The 16,959-nt window shown below is 71.0% G+C and carries 14 protein-coding genes; 8 read left to right on the top strand and 6 right to left on the bottom strand.

What is annotated here, in order from left to right:
* Positions 1–55: 55 nt before the first annotated feature.
* From ACZ5PB_RS00070 to ACZ5PB_RS00050, 5 genes are all read right to left on the bottom strand, one after another.
* Positions 56–2,245, bottom strand: coding sequence for an MGH1-like glycoside hydrolase domain-containing protein (locus ACZ5PB_RS00070; protein ID WP_468686415.1), 2,190 nt, complete (start codon positions 2,243–2,245; stop codon positions 56–58).
* 76 nt (positions 2,246–2,321) lie between these two features.
* Entirely contained in the window at positions 2,322–4,286 is a 1,965-nt protein-coding gene (locus tag ACZ5PB_RS00065; RefSeq protein WP_468686414.1) for a beta-galactosidase, read from the bottom strand.
* Positions 4,283–5,152 carry a carbohydrate ABC transporter permease gene (locus ACZ5PB_RS00060; protein WP_468686413.1) on the bottom strand — a complete coding sequence of 290 codons (870 nt, stop codon included), beginning with the start codon at positions 5,150–5,152 and terminating at the stop codon, positions 4,283–4,285. The genes ACZ5PB_RS00065 and ACZ5PB_RS00060 overlap by 4 nt, the downstream gene beginning before the upstream one ends.
* Entirely contained in the window at positions 5,149–6,084 is a 936-nt protein-coding gene (locus ACZ5PB_RS00055; RefSeq protein WP_468686412.1) for a carbohydrate ABC transporter permease, read from the bottom strand. The genes ACZ5PB_RS00060 and ACZ5PB_RS00055 overlap by 4 nt, the downstream gene beginning before the upstream one ends.
* A 6-nt stretch (positions 6,085–6,090) precedes the next feature.
* Positions 6,091–7,440 (bottom strand): ABC transporter substrate-binding protein, encoded by a 1,350-nt coding sequence (locus ACZ5PB_RS00050; protein WP_468686411.1) that lies wholly within the window; start codon positions 7,438–7,440, stop codon positions 6,091–6,093.
* A 152-nt stretch (positions 7,441–7,592) separates the two neighbouring features.
* Between ACZ5PB_RS00050 and gcvPA the strand changes: the two genes are divergently transcribed.
* The 5 genes from gcvPA to ACZ5PB_RS00025 all read left to right on the top strand — a co-directional run bounded on the left by gcvPA (position 7,593) and on the right by ACZ5PB_RS00025 (position 13,380).
* Positions 7,593–9,044, top strand: a complete 1,452-nt coding sequence (gcvPA, locus tag ACZ5PB_RS00045; protein WP_468686410.1) for an aminomethyl-transferring glycine dehydrogenase subunit GcvPA — start codon at positions 7,593–7,595, stop codon at positions 9,042–9,044.
* Positions 9,041–10,669 carry an aminomethyl-transferring glycine dehydrogenase subunit GcvPB gene (gcvPB, locus tag ACZ5PB_RS00040; RefSeq protein ID WP_468686409.1) on the top strand — a complete coding sequence of 543 codons (1,629 nt, stop codon included), beginning with the start codon at positions 9,041–9,043 and terminating at the stop codon, positions 10,667–10,669. The genes gcvPA and gcvPB overlap by 4 nt, the downstream gene beginning before the upstream one ends.
* Positions 10,666–11,844: an ATP-NAD kinase family protein gene (locus ACZ5PB_RS00035; protein WP_468686408.1), complete on the top strand. Its 1,179-nt coding sequence runs from the start codon at positions 10,666–10,668 to the stop codon at positions 11,842–11,844. The genes gcvPB and ACZ5PB_RS00035 overlap by 4 nt, the downstream gene beginning before the upstream one ends.
* A gap of 56 nt (positions 11,845–11,900) precedes the next feature.
* Positions 11,901–12,647, top strand: coding sequence for an SDR family NAD(P)-dependent oxidoreductase (locus tag ACZ5PB_RS00030; protein ID WP_468686407.1), 747 nt, complete (start codon positions 11,901–11,903; stop codon positions 12,645–12,647).
* A gap of 91 nt (positions 12,648–12,738) precedes the next feature.
* Positions 12,739–13,380, top strand: a complete 642-nt coding sequence (locus ACZ5PB_RS00025) for a GntR family transcriptional regulator (protein WP_468686406.1) — start codon at positions 12,739–12,741, stop codon at positions 13,378–13,380.
* Between the two features lie 119 nt (positions 13,381–13,499).
* On the opposite strand, the gene ACZ5PB_RS00020 is transcribed toward ACZ5PB_RS00025, so the two are convergent.
* Positions 13,500–13,922 (bottom strand): DUF350 domain-containing protein, encoded by a 423-nt coding sequence (locus ACZ5PB_RS00020; protein WP_468686405.1) that lies wholly within the window; start codon positions 13,920–13,922, stop codon positions 13,500–13,502.
* Positions 13,923–14,536: 614 nt separating this feature from the next.
* Here ACZ5PB_RS00020 and ACZ5PB_RS00015 point away from each other — a divergent pair.
* The 3 genes from ACZ5PB_RS00015 (at position 14,537) to ACZ5PB_RS00005 (ending at position 16,837) form a co-directional block, all read left to right on the top strand.
* Complete coding sequence (locus tag ACZ5PB_RS00015) at positions 14,537–14,719, top strand: amidohydrolase family protein (RefSeq protein ID WP_468686404.1); 183 nt, start codon at positions 14,537–14,539, stop codon at positions 14,717–14,719.
* 111 nt (positions 14,720–14,830) lie between these two features.
* Positions 14,831–15,859: an adenosine deaminase gene (locus ACZ5PB_RS00010; RefSeq protein ID WP_468686403.1), complete on the top strand. Its 1,029-nt coding sequence runs from the start codon at positions 14,831–14,833 to the stop codon at positions 15,857–15,859.
* 165 nt (positions 15,860–16,024) lie between these two features.
* A complete protein-coding gene (locus ACZ5PB_RS00005) occupies positions 16,025–16,837 on the top strand; it encodes a neocarzinostatin apoprotein domain-containing protein (protein ID WP_468686401.1) in 813 nt (270 codons plus the stop codon).
* Positions 16,838–16,959: the final 122 nt, after the last annotated feature.

Here is a 16,959-nt window from a genome sequence, read left to right as displayed (position 1 = left end):
GGCCGGTGACGGCGGTCTGTTGCGGCTCGGCCGGAGCCCGATCGGACCCGGCCGGCTACCTGCCGCGGGTCAGTATCGGCAGCAGCAGCGCCGCGGACCAGCTGAAGTTGGGCGAGTTCAGCGGATTCCCGGTGAGCGGGTCGTAGTTCTCCATGATCGGACCGTTGCCCTTCAACCCTCCCGCGCTGTCGACGAGTTGACGCGTCAGCGCGTCCGCCTCGCGGTCGTACCCGTACCGCCGCAGCCCGCCGAGCGCGAAGTACGCCTGGTCCAGCCAGACCGGGCCCCGCCAGTACCTGGTCGACTGGAAGTACGGCGAGCTCTTCGACACCGTCGGGAACGGCACCTTCGTCGCGAACTCCGCGGGGTCGTTCAGCTTCGCGCGCACCGCCGCGGCCTGCGCCTTCGACGCGCTGCCGCTCCACACCGGGATCGCGCCCTCGATGCCCCGCCCCCGCGCGGTCAGCAGCTCCTTGCTCCCGAGGGCCTTGTCGTAGAACCAGCCCGACGCCGGGTCGTACAGGTTCTCCCGTACGGCGGCGTGGGTCGCGCGGGACTTCCCGGCCCAGCGCGCGGCCTCCGCATCCTTGCCCAGTACGGCGGCGATCTTCGCCAAGTACCCCTGATCGGCGGCCAGATAGGCGTTGAGGTCCACCGACTCCTGGTTGACGGAGTAGCCGACGACCCGGCCGTCCGCACCCTTGTTGGCGACCACGGCGGCGCCCAGCGCCTTGTCGAAGCGCGGTGCGTTGTCCATGCCGCTCTCCCAGGCCGCCGCGAGCCGCTGGTCCTCCGGCGTCGCGTTCAGCGGGTCGACCGTCGCCCCGTACTCGGCGAGCCCGTTGCCGTCGTGGTCCCGGTTGCGGTACCACCACGCCTGGTACGCCGCCAGCTTCGGGTACAGCTCGCGCAGGAAACGCGTGTCGCCCGACCTGGTGAACACCTCCCACACCGACCAGGCGGCCAGCGGGGGCTTGGAGTTGCGCTCGTTCCAGTTTCCGCCGCCCTGCTTCGTGTCGTTGTAGAAGATCGCGTCCGGGATCATCCCGGCGTCCTGCGGGCGGTCGGCGGAGTCCGCCCGTATCTGGTGGTCGAACATCGACCGGATCTGCTCCTGCGCCAGGGACGGCTCGAAGCGGGCCGTGCCGACCGCCTGCTTCCAGGTGTCCCAGGACCAGACCCCGCCCGTGAACCACTTGTACGAGATGGACGGCGTGATGCCGTCGTGCCGGATCCGCCCCGCCGCGCTGCGCCAGTTGGTGACCAGCGTTTCGAGTGACTTCACGGCCGTACGGCGCTGGTCCACGGGCACCGAGCGTGTCACCGAGTCGACATAGTGACGCCAGCGGGCGTCTCCGGAGCGGGCCGCCGCGTCGGGGCGTGCGAGCGCGGACCGTACTTCCGGTGCCTCCTCGGCGCGCTCGGCGGCGGTGAAGGTGTACGACTCGGTCCAGTCGAAGGAGTGACTGCGGCCGGGCCGCAGGGTGACGGGTGCGGCGGACTCGGTGCGGTAGGTGTCCCCGTCGACCGTGGTGCGGACCGGTTCGCGGTGGGTCACCTCGAAGCGCTCGGTGCCGTCGGTGAGGTAGTCCCAGGTCTCGCGCACCTTCGCGAAGTCGACGCCGACGCCGCGCCCGGTGGCCTTCAGCGACGGGGCGTCCTTCATCGGGGCGTCCTCGGGCCGCAGCAGTGAACCGGTCCAGCCCGCACCAAGGGTGCGCGACTCGCGGCCCGTGTTGCTGACCTCGGCCCGGACGAGCGCGGTGCGCCGCGAGGAGAAGCGGAGCTCCAGCGTGAGGCGGAGTCCGCGCCCGAGGTCGTACGACTGGAGGAGCCTGCCCGGCTGCGAGGTGAAGCGGGGGGTGCCGCCTGCCGCGAGGTCCAGCTCCTTGCCCGATTCGGTGAGCCGGATGCGGCTGAAGGCGTTGCTCAGCCACCACGGGTACTCCTGCGCGATGTACAGCGGTCCGGTGAAACCGCCGTACGACGCCCGGTCGCCCGGCTTCGGAAGCGCGTAGGCGTGCCAGGCGCCCCGGTCGGCGAAGACGTTCACCGGGTTGTTGTCGCCGCCGGTGCCCGGGAGCGCCACGGTGGGGGAGCCGTGCCGGTCCAGGACGTCGGCGTAGTCGGGGCGCCCGGTGGGCTCCGGCGGGGCGGAGGAGGCGGGGGCGCTCATGGCGCCGGCGAGCAGCGTGCCGGAGAGGAGGGCCACCGCGAGGGCGTGGGGGCGGGGACGGAAGGGCATGGGCACCTTTTCTCTGAGGTTCTCTGGGGTTCTCTGGGGTGTGGACAACAGGGGTGGCGAGGGAGGGGGTGGGTGGTCAGCGCTTCGGCGGGATGCGGACGACGGCCGCGCCGCGCGGGCCCAGTCGGACCCGGAGCCCCGTCTCCGTACCGGTGAGCAGGTCGTGGCCCGGGAAGGACGGGCAGTCGACCTCCCGTTCCGAGTGGTTGAGGAGGAAGAGGTAGCGGCCGCGCAGGACCGCCTCCACCCCGTCCGGCGCCGGTTTGCCCAGGACGGGGCGCAGGCCCGCGTCGGAGAGTGCCTCATCGAGGACGCGGCCGATGCCGGAGCCCAGGTGGCAGCCGACGTAGCGGGCGTTGCCCCTGCCGTACGGGTGACGGGTGACGGCGGGCAGCCCGGCCAGCGCCCCCGAGGTGTACGCGGCGACGGTCACGGCACCCTCCGGCACCAGCCACTCGCTCCACACGGTGGCCTCGGCGTCCGTCCCCACCCGTACCGCCTCTCCGTCGGGTATCGGCCAGAACTCGTCCACGACCAGCCCGAGCACCTCGCGCAGCGGCCCCGGCGCACCCCCGTCGTGCAGATGGTCGTGCGCGTCGACGACCCCGCTGAACGGCCCGCACACCAGCCGCCCGCCGTCGCGCACGAAAGCGGCGATCCGCTCGGCGTGCTCGGTGCGCAGCAGGTAGAGGTTGGGGGCGAGGAGCAGCCGGTACGGGGACAGATCCGCGTACGGCGGTACGAAGTCCACGGTGACGCCCCGCGCGTACAGCGCCTCGTACCAGGGCCGCAGGAGATCGCGCCAGCGCATCCGCGTCGAGGGGTGGTCGGTGCCCTCCAGCGCCCACCACGACTCCCAGTCCAGCACGATCGCGACCCGGGCGGTGATCCGGCTGCCCGCCACCTCCGCGAGCCGCCCCAGCTCCGCCCCGAAGCGGACCGTCTCCCGCCAGCCCCGGGAGTCGGTGCCCCGGTGCGGCAGCAGCGCGCTGTGGAACTTCTCCGCGCCGGCCCGGGACTGCCGCCACTGGAAGTACATGATCCCGTCGGCACCCCTGGCGAGGGCCTGGAGGGACCAGAGGCGTTGTAGGCCAGGGGGTTTGGGAGTGTTCACCGGACGCCAGCTGACCGCCGACGCGGCCTGCTCCAGCAGCAGCCACGGCTGACCACCCTTGAGGGAACGCATCAGGTCGTAATTGAGGGCGGCGTTCACATGGGCGCGCGGATCGGCCGGGTCGGGGTAGGCGTCGTCCGAGACGACGTCCTCGTGCCGCGCCCATTCCCAGTAGTCCAGGGACTCCATCATCGACATGAAGTTGGTGGTGGCGGGGATGTCGGGGGACAGCTCGCGCAGCACGGAGCGCTCGCCCCGGTGCAGCTTGAGCAGGGCGTACGAGCAGAACCGCCGCCAGTCGAGCACCTGGGTGGGATTCACCGGGCCGGGCGCGGTGCGCGGCGGTTCGATCTCGGCGAAGGAGGTGTAGTGCTGGGACCAGAAGGCCGTCCCCCAGGCGTGGTTGAGGCCTTCGACGGTGGTGTAGCGGTCCTTCAGCCACTGCCGGAAGTGGTCCGCCGAGCGCGGGCAGAAGCATTCGGTGACGTGGTCGCCGTACTCGTTGTGGATGTGCCAGAGGGCGAGCGCCGGATGGTCGCCGTACCGCTCGGCCAGCTCGCGGACCAGGCGCAGGGCGGCCGTACGGTACGCGGGCGAGGACGGGCAGTAGTGCTGCCGCGAGCCGAACTCCAGCCGTACACCGTCGGCGGTCACCGGCAGCACTTCGGGGTGCGCGCGCACCAGCCAGGCGGGCGGGGACGCGGTCGCGGTGGCCAGGTCGACCGCGATGCCGTGCGCGGCGAGCAGGTCGAGCAGCCGGTCCAGCCAGCCGAACTCCCAGCTGTCTGGGCCCGGTTGGAGCTTGGCCCAGGAGAACACGCCGACCGTCACCATGGTGACCCCGGCCTCCCGCATCAGTTTGGCGTCCTCGGCCCAGACCTCCTCGGGCCACTGCTCGGGGTTGTAGTCGCCGCCGTACTGGATCACTGCTTCACCGCCCCGCCGAGCAGGCCGGACACGAACTGCCGCTGGAAGCAGAGGAAGAGGACCATCAGCGGCAGTGTGGCGAGCAGCGAGCCGAGCATCAGCCCGGAGTAGTCGACGCGGGACAGACCGGTCAGGGTGTTGAGTGCGACGGGCACGGTGTACTTGTCCTCCGAGTTCAGCATCAGCAGCGGCCAGATGAAACTGTTCCAGGCGCTCATGAAGGTGAAGATCACCAGGGCCCCCAACTGGGGCCGTACGCACGGCAGTACCACCGTGTAGAAGGTGCGCAGCTCGCCGGAGCCGTCGATCCGCGCGGACTCCAGCAGCTCGTCGGGGAAGTCCAGGAAGCCCTGGCGCATCAGCAGGATCCCGAACGAGCTGGCCAGGAACGGCAGGATCACCGCCTGGTAGGAGTTCACCCAGCCCATGCTCGCCATCATCTGGAACAGCGGCACCAGCAGCACCTGGAACGGGATCATCATCGTCGCCAGGATCACCCCGAGCAGCAGCCCCCGCCCCCGGAACCGGAACTTCGCCAGCCCGTACCCGCACATCGCGGACACGAGCGAGCTCAGCACCGTGTGCACCAGGGCGATGCCCAGGCTGTTGAGCATCACCCGGCCGAAGCCGATGGTCTCCTCCAACCTGGTCAAATTGTCCAGAAGTTGACCGCCGGGCAGGAACGGGGGAGGGGACTGGAACAGCTCCGAGGTCGACCGGGTGGAGGCCACCGCCATCCACACGAACGGCACCAGGCTCACCACCGCCCCGGCCACCAGCACCAGCCCGGTCGCCCAGCCCGCCAGCCTGCGCACCGGAGACCTCCGCCGCGCCGCCGCCGGATCCTTGAGCACAGTGGTGGTCATCGGCGCCGCTCCCGTCCGAACAGGAAGTACTGGGCCAGCGACAGCACCGCGATGATCGCGACCACCACCCAGGCGATGGCCGCCGCATAGCCGAAGTCCAGCTGCTGGAAGCCGGTCTTGTAGAGGTAGACGACGGGGGAGAGGGTGGCGTTGTCGGGGCCGCCCCTGGTCAGCACGTAGTTCTCGTCGAAGAGCTGGAGGGTGCCGATGGTGGAGGTGACCGCGCAGAACAGGATCACCGGCCGCAGCTGCGGCACGATCACCCTGCGGTACGTGGTGAAGGCCCCGGCGCCGTCCAGCGACGCCGCCTCGTACTGCTCCTTGCCGATCGCCTGGAGCCCGGCCAGCAGGATCACCGCGTTGTAGCCGGTCCACCGCCAGGTGAGCGACCCGATCAGCGAAATGCGCGCCCAGGTGGGGTCGTTGAGCCAGTCGACGGGGGTCAGCCCGAGCAGCGTGAGGAACTGGTTCGCCAGACCGCCGTCGGTGCGCAGCAGTACCTGGAAGACGACGGCGTACGCGACGAGCGTCGTCACGGCGGGCAGGAAGTACAGCGCCCGCCAGGTGCTCCGGAAGCGCAGCCAGGACTGGTTGAGGATGCCCGCCAGGACCAGCGCGAGCGCCACCATCACCGGGACCTGGACGAGCAGGATCAGCGCGATGTTGAACAGCGACTCCAGGAACGCCGGATCGTCGAGCATCCGCCGGTACTGCTGGAACCCCACCCACACCGAGGTGCCGTCGCGCTCGGAGGTGAAGCTCTGCAGCAGGCTCGCGCCCAGCGGATAGGCGAAGAACACCGCGAACAGGACGGCGGCGGGCCCCGCGAACAGCCAGGGGACGATTCGGCGGCGCCGTCCGCGGGGCGGTGCCTCGCGCGGCGGGGGCCCCGCGGCGGGGGCGGCGGGCAGCGTGCTCGTGGGTGCGGCCATGGTGCGCTAGCCCGCGATCCGCGGCCGGCCGGTCGCGGCGGCGATCTGCCCGGCGGCCGTGTCCAGGGCCTGCTTCGGGTCCTTGCCGCGCAGCAGGATGCCGGTGATCGTCGAGTACATGATGTCGGTCGCCTTGGCGCCGTCCTTGTTGTACTCGACGGGCGGGGTGGTCGGTGCGAGGTCGGCGAACACCTTGAAGGCGCTCTGCCCGCCGAAGTACTCCTGCGGGCTGCTCAGATACGGGTCGGCGAGTGCGGGCAGATAGGCGGGGAAGAGCCCTTCCTGCTTCAGCATGGACACCTGGTTGGCGGTGTCGGCGAGCAGGAACTCGACGAAGGCCCAGGCGAGTTCGGGGTTCTTGCTCTGCGCGGGTACGGCCAGGACCGAGCCGCCGCTGTTGGAGGTGCGTACGCCCCCGGCGTCGAAGGAGGGCAGCGGCATCACCCCGAACTTCCCCTTCAGCTCGGGCATGTCGGACAGCAGGGTGCCGATCCACCAGGCGGCGGTCGGCGTGGTGGCCGCCTTGCCCTCCTTGGTGCCGGTGACCAGGCCGTCCCACTGCTTCTGGTAGTCGATCAGGCCCTTGTCGGCGAGCGTCTTGAGCAGGGTGGCGGCGCGCAGGCCCTCGGGGGAGTCGACGGCGACCTTGCCGCCCTCGTAGAAGTGCTGGCCCTGCTGCTGGAGCAGCATCGCGAAGGTGGAGTCCTCGACCGGGTCGAGGATCAGCATCTTGCGGCCGGTGCGCTTCTTGAGCTGCTCGCCCGCCGCGACGAAGTCGTCCCAGGTCCTGATCCGGTCCGCGGTGATCCCGGCCGCGCGGAAGTAGTCCTTGCGGTAGTAGAGCCCGCACGGGCCGATGTCCCAGGGCAGGGCGACCACCTTGTCCTGCGGGTTGACCACCGTCTTCCAGGCGGCCTTGTCGAAGTCCTTCCGGTGCGGTCCGGCCAGCTTGGTCAGGTCGTAGAAGCCCTGCGGGAAGGTCCCCATGTAGGTCGCCATCCGGGTGCCCTCGACGGTCAGTACGTCGGCCAGGCCCGACCCCCCGCGCAGCCCCACGGTGATCTTGTCGTAGGCGCTGTCGTAACCGATGTCGGTGATCTTGACGGTGACCCCGGGGTGCTTCTGCCGGAAACCGGCGGCCAGTCGCTCCATCGCCTTCGCCGCGACGTCCCAGGACCAGACGGTGATCGACCCCTTGAGCGCCTTGTTGTCACCCTTCTTCGCCTCCGGGACCTCCGGGGCCTTTCCGCCGCCGTTGGTTCCGGCGCCCCCGGTGGCGCAGCCGCCGAGCACGGCCGTGGCTCCGGCCGCCAGCCCGGATGCCAGAAGTGCGCGTCGTCCAGGTCGAGTTGACACCCTTGTCTCCTGCCCTCGGAATGCTTAATGCTGTATACAGAACACTGAATGACGCCTTGCTGCGTCAAGAGGTCGTACGTCAACTGCCCCTGAAAACACCGGAGTCCGCGCGATCGGACGCCCGGGACTTCACCGCACGCGGAAGGCGCGGAATGACTCCACCCGAGCAGACACCCCAGGCCCCGGCGGTCCCGCCACTGGAAGCCCCGCCCGTGGCGCACCGGCCCGTGGCGCCCCCGCCCGTGGCCCACCCGTACATCCCCAACTCCGTCCCCGCCGTGCGGCGGGCGATGCTGGACGCCGTCGGCGCGACGAGCGTCGAGGACTTCTACGCGGACATCCCCGAGGAGATCCGGCTCCACCGCCCCCTCGACCTGCCTGCCCCCCTGCGCTCCGAAGCCCAACTCACCCGCCACATAGAGCAGTTGCTGCGCCGCAACACCCCCGCCTCGCACATGCTCAGCTTCCTGGGCGGCGGCTGCTACCCGCACCACGTGCCCGCCGTCGTCGACGAGGTGATGGGCCGGTCCGAGTTCCTCACCGCGTACGCGGGCGAACCGTACGAGGACCACGGCCGCTTCCAGACGATGTGGGAGTACCAGTCGCTGATGGCCGAACTCCTCGACGTGGACGTCGTCAACGTCCCGGTGTACGACGGCTTCCAGGCCGCCGGTACCGCCCTGCGCATGGCGGGCCGCGTCACCGGCCGCCGTACGCTGCTGATCAGCGGCGACGTCGACCCGGACAAGCTGTCCAAGATCCGCGACTACGTACGCCCCGACCACGACGTGGTGCTCCTGCCCGCCGACCCGGCGACCGGCGGCACCGACCTGCCGGCCGTACGGGAGGCCCTGGCGGCCGGGGGAGTGGCGGCACTGTACGCGGAGGCCCCGAACCGGCTCGGTCTGGTCGACGAGGCGCTGCCGGAAATCGGTGAACTCGCCCACGCGGCAGGTGCGTTGTACGTCGTCGGCTGCAACCCGATCTCCCTCGGGGTGCTCGCGCCGCCCTCCTCGTACGGCGCCGACCTCACCTGCGGCGACATCCAGCCGCTCGGCATCCGGATGAGTTACGGCGGCGGCAACGCGGGCTTCATCGGCGCGCGGGACGAGGAACGGCTCGTCGCCGAGTATCCCACCCGGCTCTTCGGCCTGGTCCCCACCGACGTCGAGGGCGAGTACGGCTTCGGCGACGTCGCGTATGAGAGGACGTCCTTCGCGGTCCGCGAGGAGGGCAAGGAGTGGGTCGGCACCGCCGCCGCACTGCACGGCATCGGCGCCGGGGTCTACCTCGCCCTGATGGGACCGCAGGGCATGCGGGACATCGGCGAGACGATCCTCGCCCACACCGCGTACGCCAAGCAGCGCCTCGCCCGCATCCCCGGGGTCGAGGTCCCGCAGGCAGACGGCGTCCACTTCGCGGACTTCCCGGTGCGCTTCACCGGCGGTCGCACCGTCGACGAGATCCACGCCGACCTGCTGGAACGCAACATCCACGGCGGCATCCCGCTGACCGGGGACCGGGCCCTGTACTGCGTCACCGAAGTCCACACCAAGGCCGACATCGACGAACTGGCCGACGCCCTGGAGGAGATCGTCAAGTGAGCGCCCACTCCGCAGCAGGCCCGGTCTCCGCCGAGGACGCCCGGATCGCCCCCAAGCCCGCACTCCGCCGCTTCCACCAGGCGTCCTGGGACGAGAAGCTCATCTTCGAACTGGGCTCGCCCGGCGAGCGGGGCGTCCTCGTACCGCCCGTCGACCCGGCGGTCACCGAGGCCATCGGCGGCGCCCCGGTCGAGGTCCCGGCCGCGCTCCGCCGACGTACCCCGCCCGCACTCCCCGAGATCGGCCAGCAGCAGGTCCTGCGCCACTACCTCCGGCTCTCCCAGGAAACCCTGGGCGCCGACCTCAACGTCGATGTGGGCCAGGGCACTTGCACCATGAAGTACAGCCCCAAGGTCAACGACCGCTTCGTCACCGACGAACGCGTCGCGGGACTGCACCCCCAGCAGGACCCCGCCACCGTCCAAGGGGTCCTGGAGATCCTGCACCGCCTGGAGGGACTCCTGTGCGAGGTCTCCGGCATGGACAGGGTCTCCCTCCAGCCGGGCGCCGGATCCGCCGCGATCTACGCCAACGTCTCCATGATCAGGGCCTACTTCGCCGACCGGGGCGAGGGCGGACAGCGCGACGAGATCATCACCACGATCTTCTCCCACCCCTCCAACGCGGCCTGCGCCAAGACCGCCGGCTTCAAGGTGATCACCCTCCACCCGGACGCCGACGGCTACCCCGACATCGAGGCCCTGAAGGCCGCCGTGGGCCCGCGCACGGCCGCCCTCCTCATCACCAACCCCGAGGACACGGGCATCTACAACCCCCGCATCGCGGAGTTCGTCCGCATCGTCCACGAGGCCGGGGGCCTGTGCGCGTACGACCAGGCCAACGCCAACGGCATCCTCGGCATCACCCGGGCCCGCGAAGCCGGCTTCGACCTGTGCCACTTCAACCTGCACAAGACGTTCTCCACCCCGCACGCGTGCGGCGGCCCGGCGGCGGGCGCCTGCGGAGTGACCGAGGCACTCGCCCCCTACCTCCCGCGCCCCACCGTCGAGTACGACGGCGAGAGCTACCGGCTGGACGTCGAACGCCCGCACTCGGTCGGCAAGATCCGCCCGCACCACGGCGTCGTGCCCAACCTCGTCCGTGCATACGCCTGGATCATGTCGATGGGCGCCGAAGGACTGCGCGAGGTGGCGGAGACCGCCGTCCTCAACAACAACTACCTCCTCCACCTGGTACGGCAGATCCCGGGCGCCTCCGTGCCGTACGCGACCGGCCGCCCGCGCGTCGAGCAGGTCCGCTACAGCTGGGAGCGGCTGCACGCCGACACCGGCATCCACAGCGAACAACTCGGCCTCCGCGCCGCCGACTTCGGCACCCACTACTGGACCAGCCACCACCCCTACCTGGTCCCCGAACCGATGACCCTGGAGCCCACCGAGTCCTACTCCAGGGCGGACCTGGACGAGTACGCGGCGATCCTCGCGGAGGTCGCGCGCGAAGCCTACGAGGACCCGGAAACGGTCCGCACCGCCCCGCACCGCTCGACCATCCACCGGGTCCGGCCCGAGGCACTGGACGACCCGGCGCGCTGGTCGCCGAGCTGGCGTACGTATCGCCGCAAGGTCGCGGACGTAAATGCGGGCGCGGGCGCGGACGGAACGTGATCGGCCTGGTGGTCAACCCGGTCGCCGGACTGGGCGGCCGGGTGGGCCTGGACGGCAGCGACGGTCCGGCCACCCAGCACCGCGCCCTGGCCCTGGGCGCGGTGCCGCACGCGGCCGACCGGGCGACGACAGCACTCCTCGAACTGGCCGCACGGATGGGGGAGTTGGAGATCACGACGGCCTTCGGCCCGATGGGCGAGCATGCGGTACGGGCCGCGGGCCTGGTGCCGCGAGTGGTGTACGGGGGCGGAGCGGACCCGGTCCGCCCCGGGGCGACCGGGCCGCACCACACCACCGAAGCCGTACGGGCCCTTGCCGCCCACGGGGTCGGACTCATCCTGTTCGCCGGGGGCGACGGGACGGCGCGCGACGTGCTCGCGGCGCGTGACGCGCTCGGCGTCCCCGGCACCCCCGTGCTCGGCATCCCCACCGGCGTCAAAATGCACTCCGCCGTGTTCGCCGTGAACGCCCGAGCCGCAGGGGAAGTCGCGGCCGGGTGGCTCAACGGCGGTACGGCGACCGCGATACGGGACGCCGAAGTCATGGACCGCGACGAGGCCGGGCTGCGCACCGGCCGGCTCTCCTCCCGGCTCTACGGCTGGCTCCCGGTGCCGTACGTCCCCGTCCGCATCCAGCAGCGCAAGGCGGGCAGCACCGCCGCGTCCCCCGACGCGGTCAACGGCATCGCCGCCGAACTCGCCTCCCGGCCCGCCCCCGGCGACCTCCTCGCCCTCGGCCCCGGCACGACCACACGTGCGGTGGCCGCCGCGCTGGGCGTGGACGTCCCGCTCACCGGAGTGAGCGTCCTGCGCCACGAACCCCCCGCCCGGCCGAACCGGGCCGATCGGTCTCCGTACTGCCTCCTGGCCACCCGCCTCTCCGCCGACCGGCTCCTCGGCCACCTCTCCTCCCGCCCCGCCCACATCGCCCTCTCGCCCGTCGGCGGGCAGGGGTTCCTGCTCGGGCGGGGCAATCAGCAGATCTCCCCGGAGGTGGTGCGGGCCGTCGGCGTCGACCGGCTGCTCGTCCTCTGTACGGAGTCCAAGCTGGCCGCGCTGCACGGGCGGCCGCTCCTCGTCGACACCGGGGACGACGACCTGGACGCCGAACTCTCCGGATACCGCAGGGTGATCACCGGCAGCGGCCGCAGCGCCCTGTACCGCGTCACCTGCTGACCGCCGTCCCACCCCACCCCACCTCATCCCATCCCCACCCACCTCAGGGAGCCCACATGATCGACCTCACCGGCAAGCGCGCCCTCGTCACCGGCGGCGGCGCCGGCATCGGGCGGGCCACCGCCGTCCTGCTCGGCGAACTCGGTGCCCGGGTCGTCGTAGCCGACATCGACGTGGACGGCGGCGAGGCGGCGGCCAAGGAAGCGGGCGGCGTCTTCGTGCGCTGCGACGTGTCGCAACGTACCGACTGCGAATCGGCCGTACGGACCGCACAGCACGAACTCGGCGGTGTGGACGTGCTGTTCAACAACGCGGGCATCATCAGGCGGTCCACCGTCTGCGAGATCACCGACGACGACTGGGACCTCGTGATGGCCGTCAACATCCGCTCGATCATGCTGATGTCGCGCCTGGTGATACCGGGGATGGCCGCACAGGGCGGCGGCTCCATCGTCAACACCGGGTCCGGATGGGGGATGTCGGGCGGCGGACGTGCCGTCTCGTACTGCGCGTCGAAGGGCGCCGTGGTCAACATGACCCGCGCCATGGCCATCGACCACGGCCCCGACCGCATCCGTGTCAACTGCGTCTGCCCCGGCGACACCGCCACCGGCATGCTCGCCGAGGAGGCCCGCCAGCTCGGCGAACCGGCCGAGGACTTCTACGTGGACGCCGCCGACCGGCCGCTCGGGCGCATCGGCCAGCCGCGCGACATCGCACAGACCGTCGCGTTCCTCGCCTCCGACGCCGCCGCCTTCATCAGCGGCGCGATCGTTCCGGTCGACGGCGGCGGGACCGCCTAGTACCGCCGGGGGGTGTGCGGGCAGGGCCGTGAGCGGCCGTTAATCTGGGAGAACCCCTGAGGGGTCACACGAGGGGAAGGGGTCGGCAGCCATGCCAATCGAGAACCGCCCACTGCGCGAGCAGGTCAAGGAGGAGCTGATCAAGCGCCTCGGGCGCGGGACGATCCCGACGGACGAACCCATCAACGAGGTCAGGCTGGCCGGCGAACTCGGGGTCAGCCGCACACCGTTGCGCGAGGCCCTGATCTCGCTGGAGCGCGAGGGGGTCATCACCAGCGAGCGCGGCAAGGGGTTCCGCTTCACCCCGATGAGCGCCCAGGAGTTCCGCGACCTGACCACCATCGTCGTATCCCTCGAAACGCTCGCCCTGCGGTCCAGCACGCCCGAGCAACTGGCGGCGCTGGCGCCGAAACTGCTCGCGGAGGCGCGGGCCTTCTCGGTCCCGCAGGCGCCGCACGACCTGATCGAGCAGTACGACGACGCCTGGCACGACCTGCTGCTCTCGGGCTGCACCAACCAGCGGCTGATGACCCTGATCCGGTCGTTGAAGCTGACGATGCACCGCTACGAGCAGGTCGCGCTCGGCGACCAGGACGTACTGGAGCGGTCCGCCGAGGAACACGAGCGGATCGCCGAGTTCCTGGTGCGCGGCGACGTGGAGGGCGCGGCGCGGGCCCTGGAGGAGAACTGGAACAGCGGTATGGACCGCATCCTGGAACGGCTCGCAGCCTGACGGCTGTTCTCCGCCCCGGAAACGGCTCGGTGGCCCGGTCCCGCGCACCTCAGGAGCGGGGGGACCGGACCACCGGGGAGACCGACGTCCGCGAAGCGCGACGTAGTACAGGGAGGGCGTCAGGCGATCGACGCCGAAATGATCGCCGCCACCGCGATGTTGCAGGAAGCCGTCACCCACACCGCCGGGTGCGGCTCCTGCTCGACCAGGGTCGCGCCCAGCTTGCCGGGCGTGATGACGTCGACCACCCAGAACGCGACCGCCATCATGATCAGCCCGAGGACGCCGAAAGCGGCCGTGGACAGCAGCCCCTTGCCGAAGTCGTTGTACGTCGTCCAGATCGACGTGAAGACGATGCCGCCGATGCCGAGCATGGCCGAGCTGAGCAGCAGGGCGCAGTTGCGGTTGCGGTCCTGCCAGATCTGCTTGCCCAGCTTGCCGGGGGTCAGTGCGTCCACCAGGAAAATCCCCAGGGCCAGCAGGATGACGCCGAGCGCGCCGTAGGCGGCGGCGCGGCCAATTCCGTTGACGATGTCGTCCATTGAGAAGTCAGTCTCCGCGGTGAAGGTCCGGGTAACGGTCCCGGCGAGGTTACGTGTGTTAAAGGAGACGCAAAACCTATCGCACGGGGTTCGTGCCACCGGTTTTGGCCCGGGGAACCGCCGACCGGTCACGATCCGGCCCGCCCGACGCGATCCGCCTGGGCCCACACGGTCCATACGGTCCGCTTCGGCTCGGGTCGGTCTGCTCCGCACGGCACGTTCCGGCCCGGGTCCATACGGTCCGGCTCGGTACGGTCCGGTCCGGCTCGGCGCGGCGCGGTCTGGTCCGCACCACGGCACGGCTCGGCCCAGGCCCAAACGGCCCGGTCCGGTTCGGCCCGGTCCGCCCGGCCGGTCCGGTCCGCACGGCTCGGCCCAGGCCCACACGGTCCGGTTCGGCTCGGCCCGGGCCCGCCCGCACGGCACGGTCCGGGCCCACACGGCCCAGCCCGCTCCGGTCCGGCTCGGCACGACTCCGTTCGGAACGGACCGCACGGCGTTGACCGGCTCAGGCCGGCTTGCGTGCCGCAGGGGCTGGCCTCGCGGCCGCCACCCCCGGCCACACCTCTACTCCCGCGGCTTCTCGCGAGGGCCACCTCGACAAGCTGGTCCGGATGGCCATCAAGGCGGGCGTCAAGCCGGTCGAGGCCATCCAGATGGCCACCGTCAACACCGCCGAGATGTACCGCATCGACCACCTTGTCGGCTCCCTCACCCCCGGCCGCTACGCCGACCTGTACCTGATCTTCCTGGAGATCATCGCCATCCCGGAGACGCGATCACCGACCTCGGCGTGATCAACTACCACACGCAGTCGGTGGTGGACCCGCTGCTCGGCGCCTGACGCACCACACGCCTGCCCTCCTGAACCGCCCGCCGAAGTCCCTTACGCCCGAGGAGACCCACCCATGACCCCCGAGAGCCCCCCGACCACCCCCGTCGACGCCTTCGTCGCCGGACTGCCCAAGTGCGAACTGCACCTGCACATCGAGGGCACCCTCGAACCCGGACTCAAGTTCGCGCTCGCCCAGCGCAACGGACTCCGGCTGCCGTACGCCGACGAGGCCGCCCTCCGTGCCGCGTACGCCTTCCACGACCTGCCCTCCTTCCTCGACGTGTACTACGAGGGCATGACCGTGCTCCGCACCGAGCAGGACTTCTACGACCTGGCCGCCGCCTACGCCGCCAAGGCCCACGCGCAGAACGTCCGTTACGCGGAGATCTTCTTCGACCCGCAGGCGCACACCGGCCGGGGCGTCTCCTTCGACACCGTCGTACGGGGCCTCACCCGCGCACTGGACGACGCACGCCGCGACACCGGCTTCCGCGGCCACCTGATCATGTGCTTTCTGCGCGACTTCCAGGCCGAGTTCGCGATGGCGACGCTCGTCCAGGCACTCCCGTACAAGGAGTGGATCGTCGGCGTCGGCCTCGACTCGGACGAGAAGGGCAACCCGCCGGTCAAGTTCGCCGAGGTCTTCGCACGGGCCCGCGAGGAGGGCTTCCGGCTCACCATGCACTGCGACATCGACCAGGAGAACACCACCGAGCACATCCGCCAGGCCCTCGACGTCATCGGTGTCGACCGCATCGACCACGGCACCAACGCCATCGAGGACCCGAAGTTGGTCGAGGAGCTCCTCCGCCGCGGCATCGGCCTCACCACCTGCCCGATCTCCAACGGCGTCGTCACCGAAGGCATGAAGGCCACCGAGATCAAGCAGCTCTTCGACCTCGGCGTCAAGGTCACCGTGAACTCCGACGACCCCGCCTACTTCCCGGGTTACGTCGCGGAGAACCTCGCCGCACTGCGCGCCGAACTCGGCCTCACCGATGCCGAACTGGTGCAGCTGGAGCGCAACGCCGTCGAGATCTCCTGGGCCCCGTCCGCCGTCAAGGACTCCTTGCTGGCCGAACTGGACGCGTACGGCGCCTGATTCAGGCCGTTCCACCCCACAGGCTCCGTCAGCCCCTTCAACTCGCATCACTACCCAGGGAGTTGGCGGGGCTGCGGTGTGTCACGATGGTGCCGCCCTGCCCATGGGGGCAGGCGTGACCACAGGGGGGCCTGTATGTATCTGCGCACGAACTCGACCCGGCTCGTGAGATCGCGCAGAGCCGTGGCCGGAGCGGGACTCACGGCCGGAGCTCTGCTGCTGTCGCTGCTGGGAGTCCAAGCGGGTCCCGCCCGGGCCGCCGAGCCCGCCCCGCAGCTCAACGTCCAGCGGACCACCGGCCTGCGGGACGGTGACATCACCACCTTCCGCATCACCGGCGGACCCGCCAAGCAGTACGTGTGGGTGAAGGAGTGCGGCGCCCGCGCGGCAGAGGCGACCTGCGACGACAACACCCGGCGGCAGTTCCGGGTGCTCCCGGACGGCACGTACCGCCCCTCGCCGAAGAAGCTCTACGCCCAACTGGAGACCCCGTCGGGGAAGGTCGACTGCCGGACCCGGACCCGGACCGCCGCCGAGCCGTGCGAACTGGCCATGTTCGACAACGACGGCAACCTCCTCACCTCGACGCCCCTGCACTTCCTGCCGGACGCCCTGCTGGAGGCGGCACCGACCTTCCGCATCACCCCGAACCGGAACCTGACGCACGGCCAGAAGGTCACCGTGACCGGGCGCGGCTACGAGCCGCAGTACCACTTCCTGGTGGTCCAGTGCATCGCGGGCGCGCTCGGCTACACGGACTGCACCAGCGGCCCCCGCCCGCCCGCCACCGACGACAAGGGTCGCCTCAAGCGCGAGGTCACCGTACAGGCGGGCTTCCGCACCCGGTCGGGCCGTGACGTCGACTGCCGCCCGAAGGGTGCCTGCGAGCTGGTGGCGTTTGCCTCGCGGGTACGTGGCCCGGAGAGCGTGCGCGCCGCCCTGCGCTTCGACCCGGCGCAGCCGCTCCCGGCCTCGTAGGAGGGCATACGGGAAGGGGGGGGGGGGGGGGGGGGGGGGGGGGGGGGGGGGGGACCCCCCCACCCCCCCCCCCCCCCCCCCCCCCCCACACCCAAAACCCTCCCACCCCACCCACCCACACC

The sequence above is a fragment of the Streptomyces sp. NPDC032721 genome (assembly GCF_055579625.1).
Note: the sequence above shows the minus strand (reverse complement) of the source record. Positions and strands in the feature narration are given on the sequence as shown.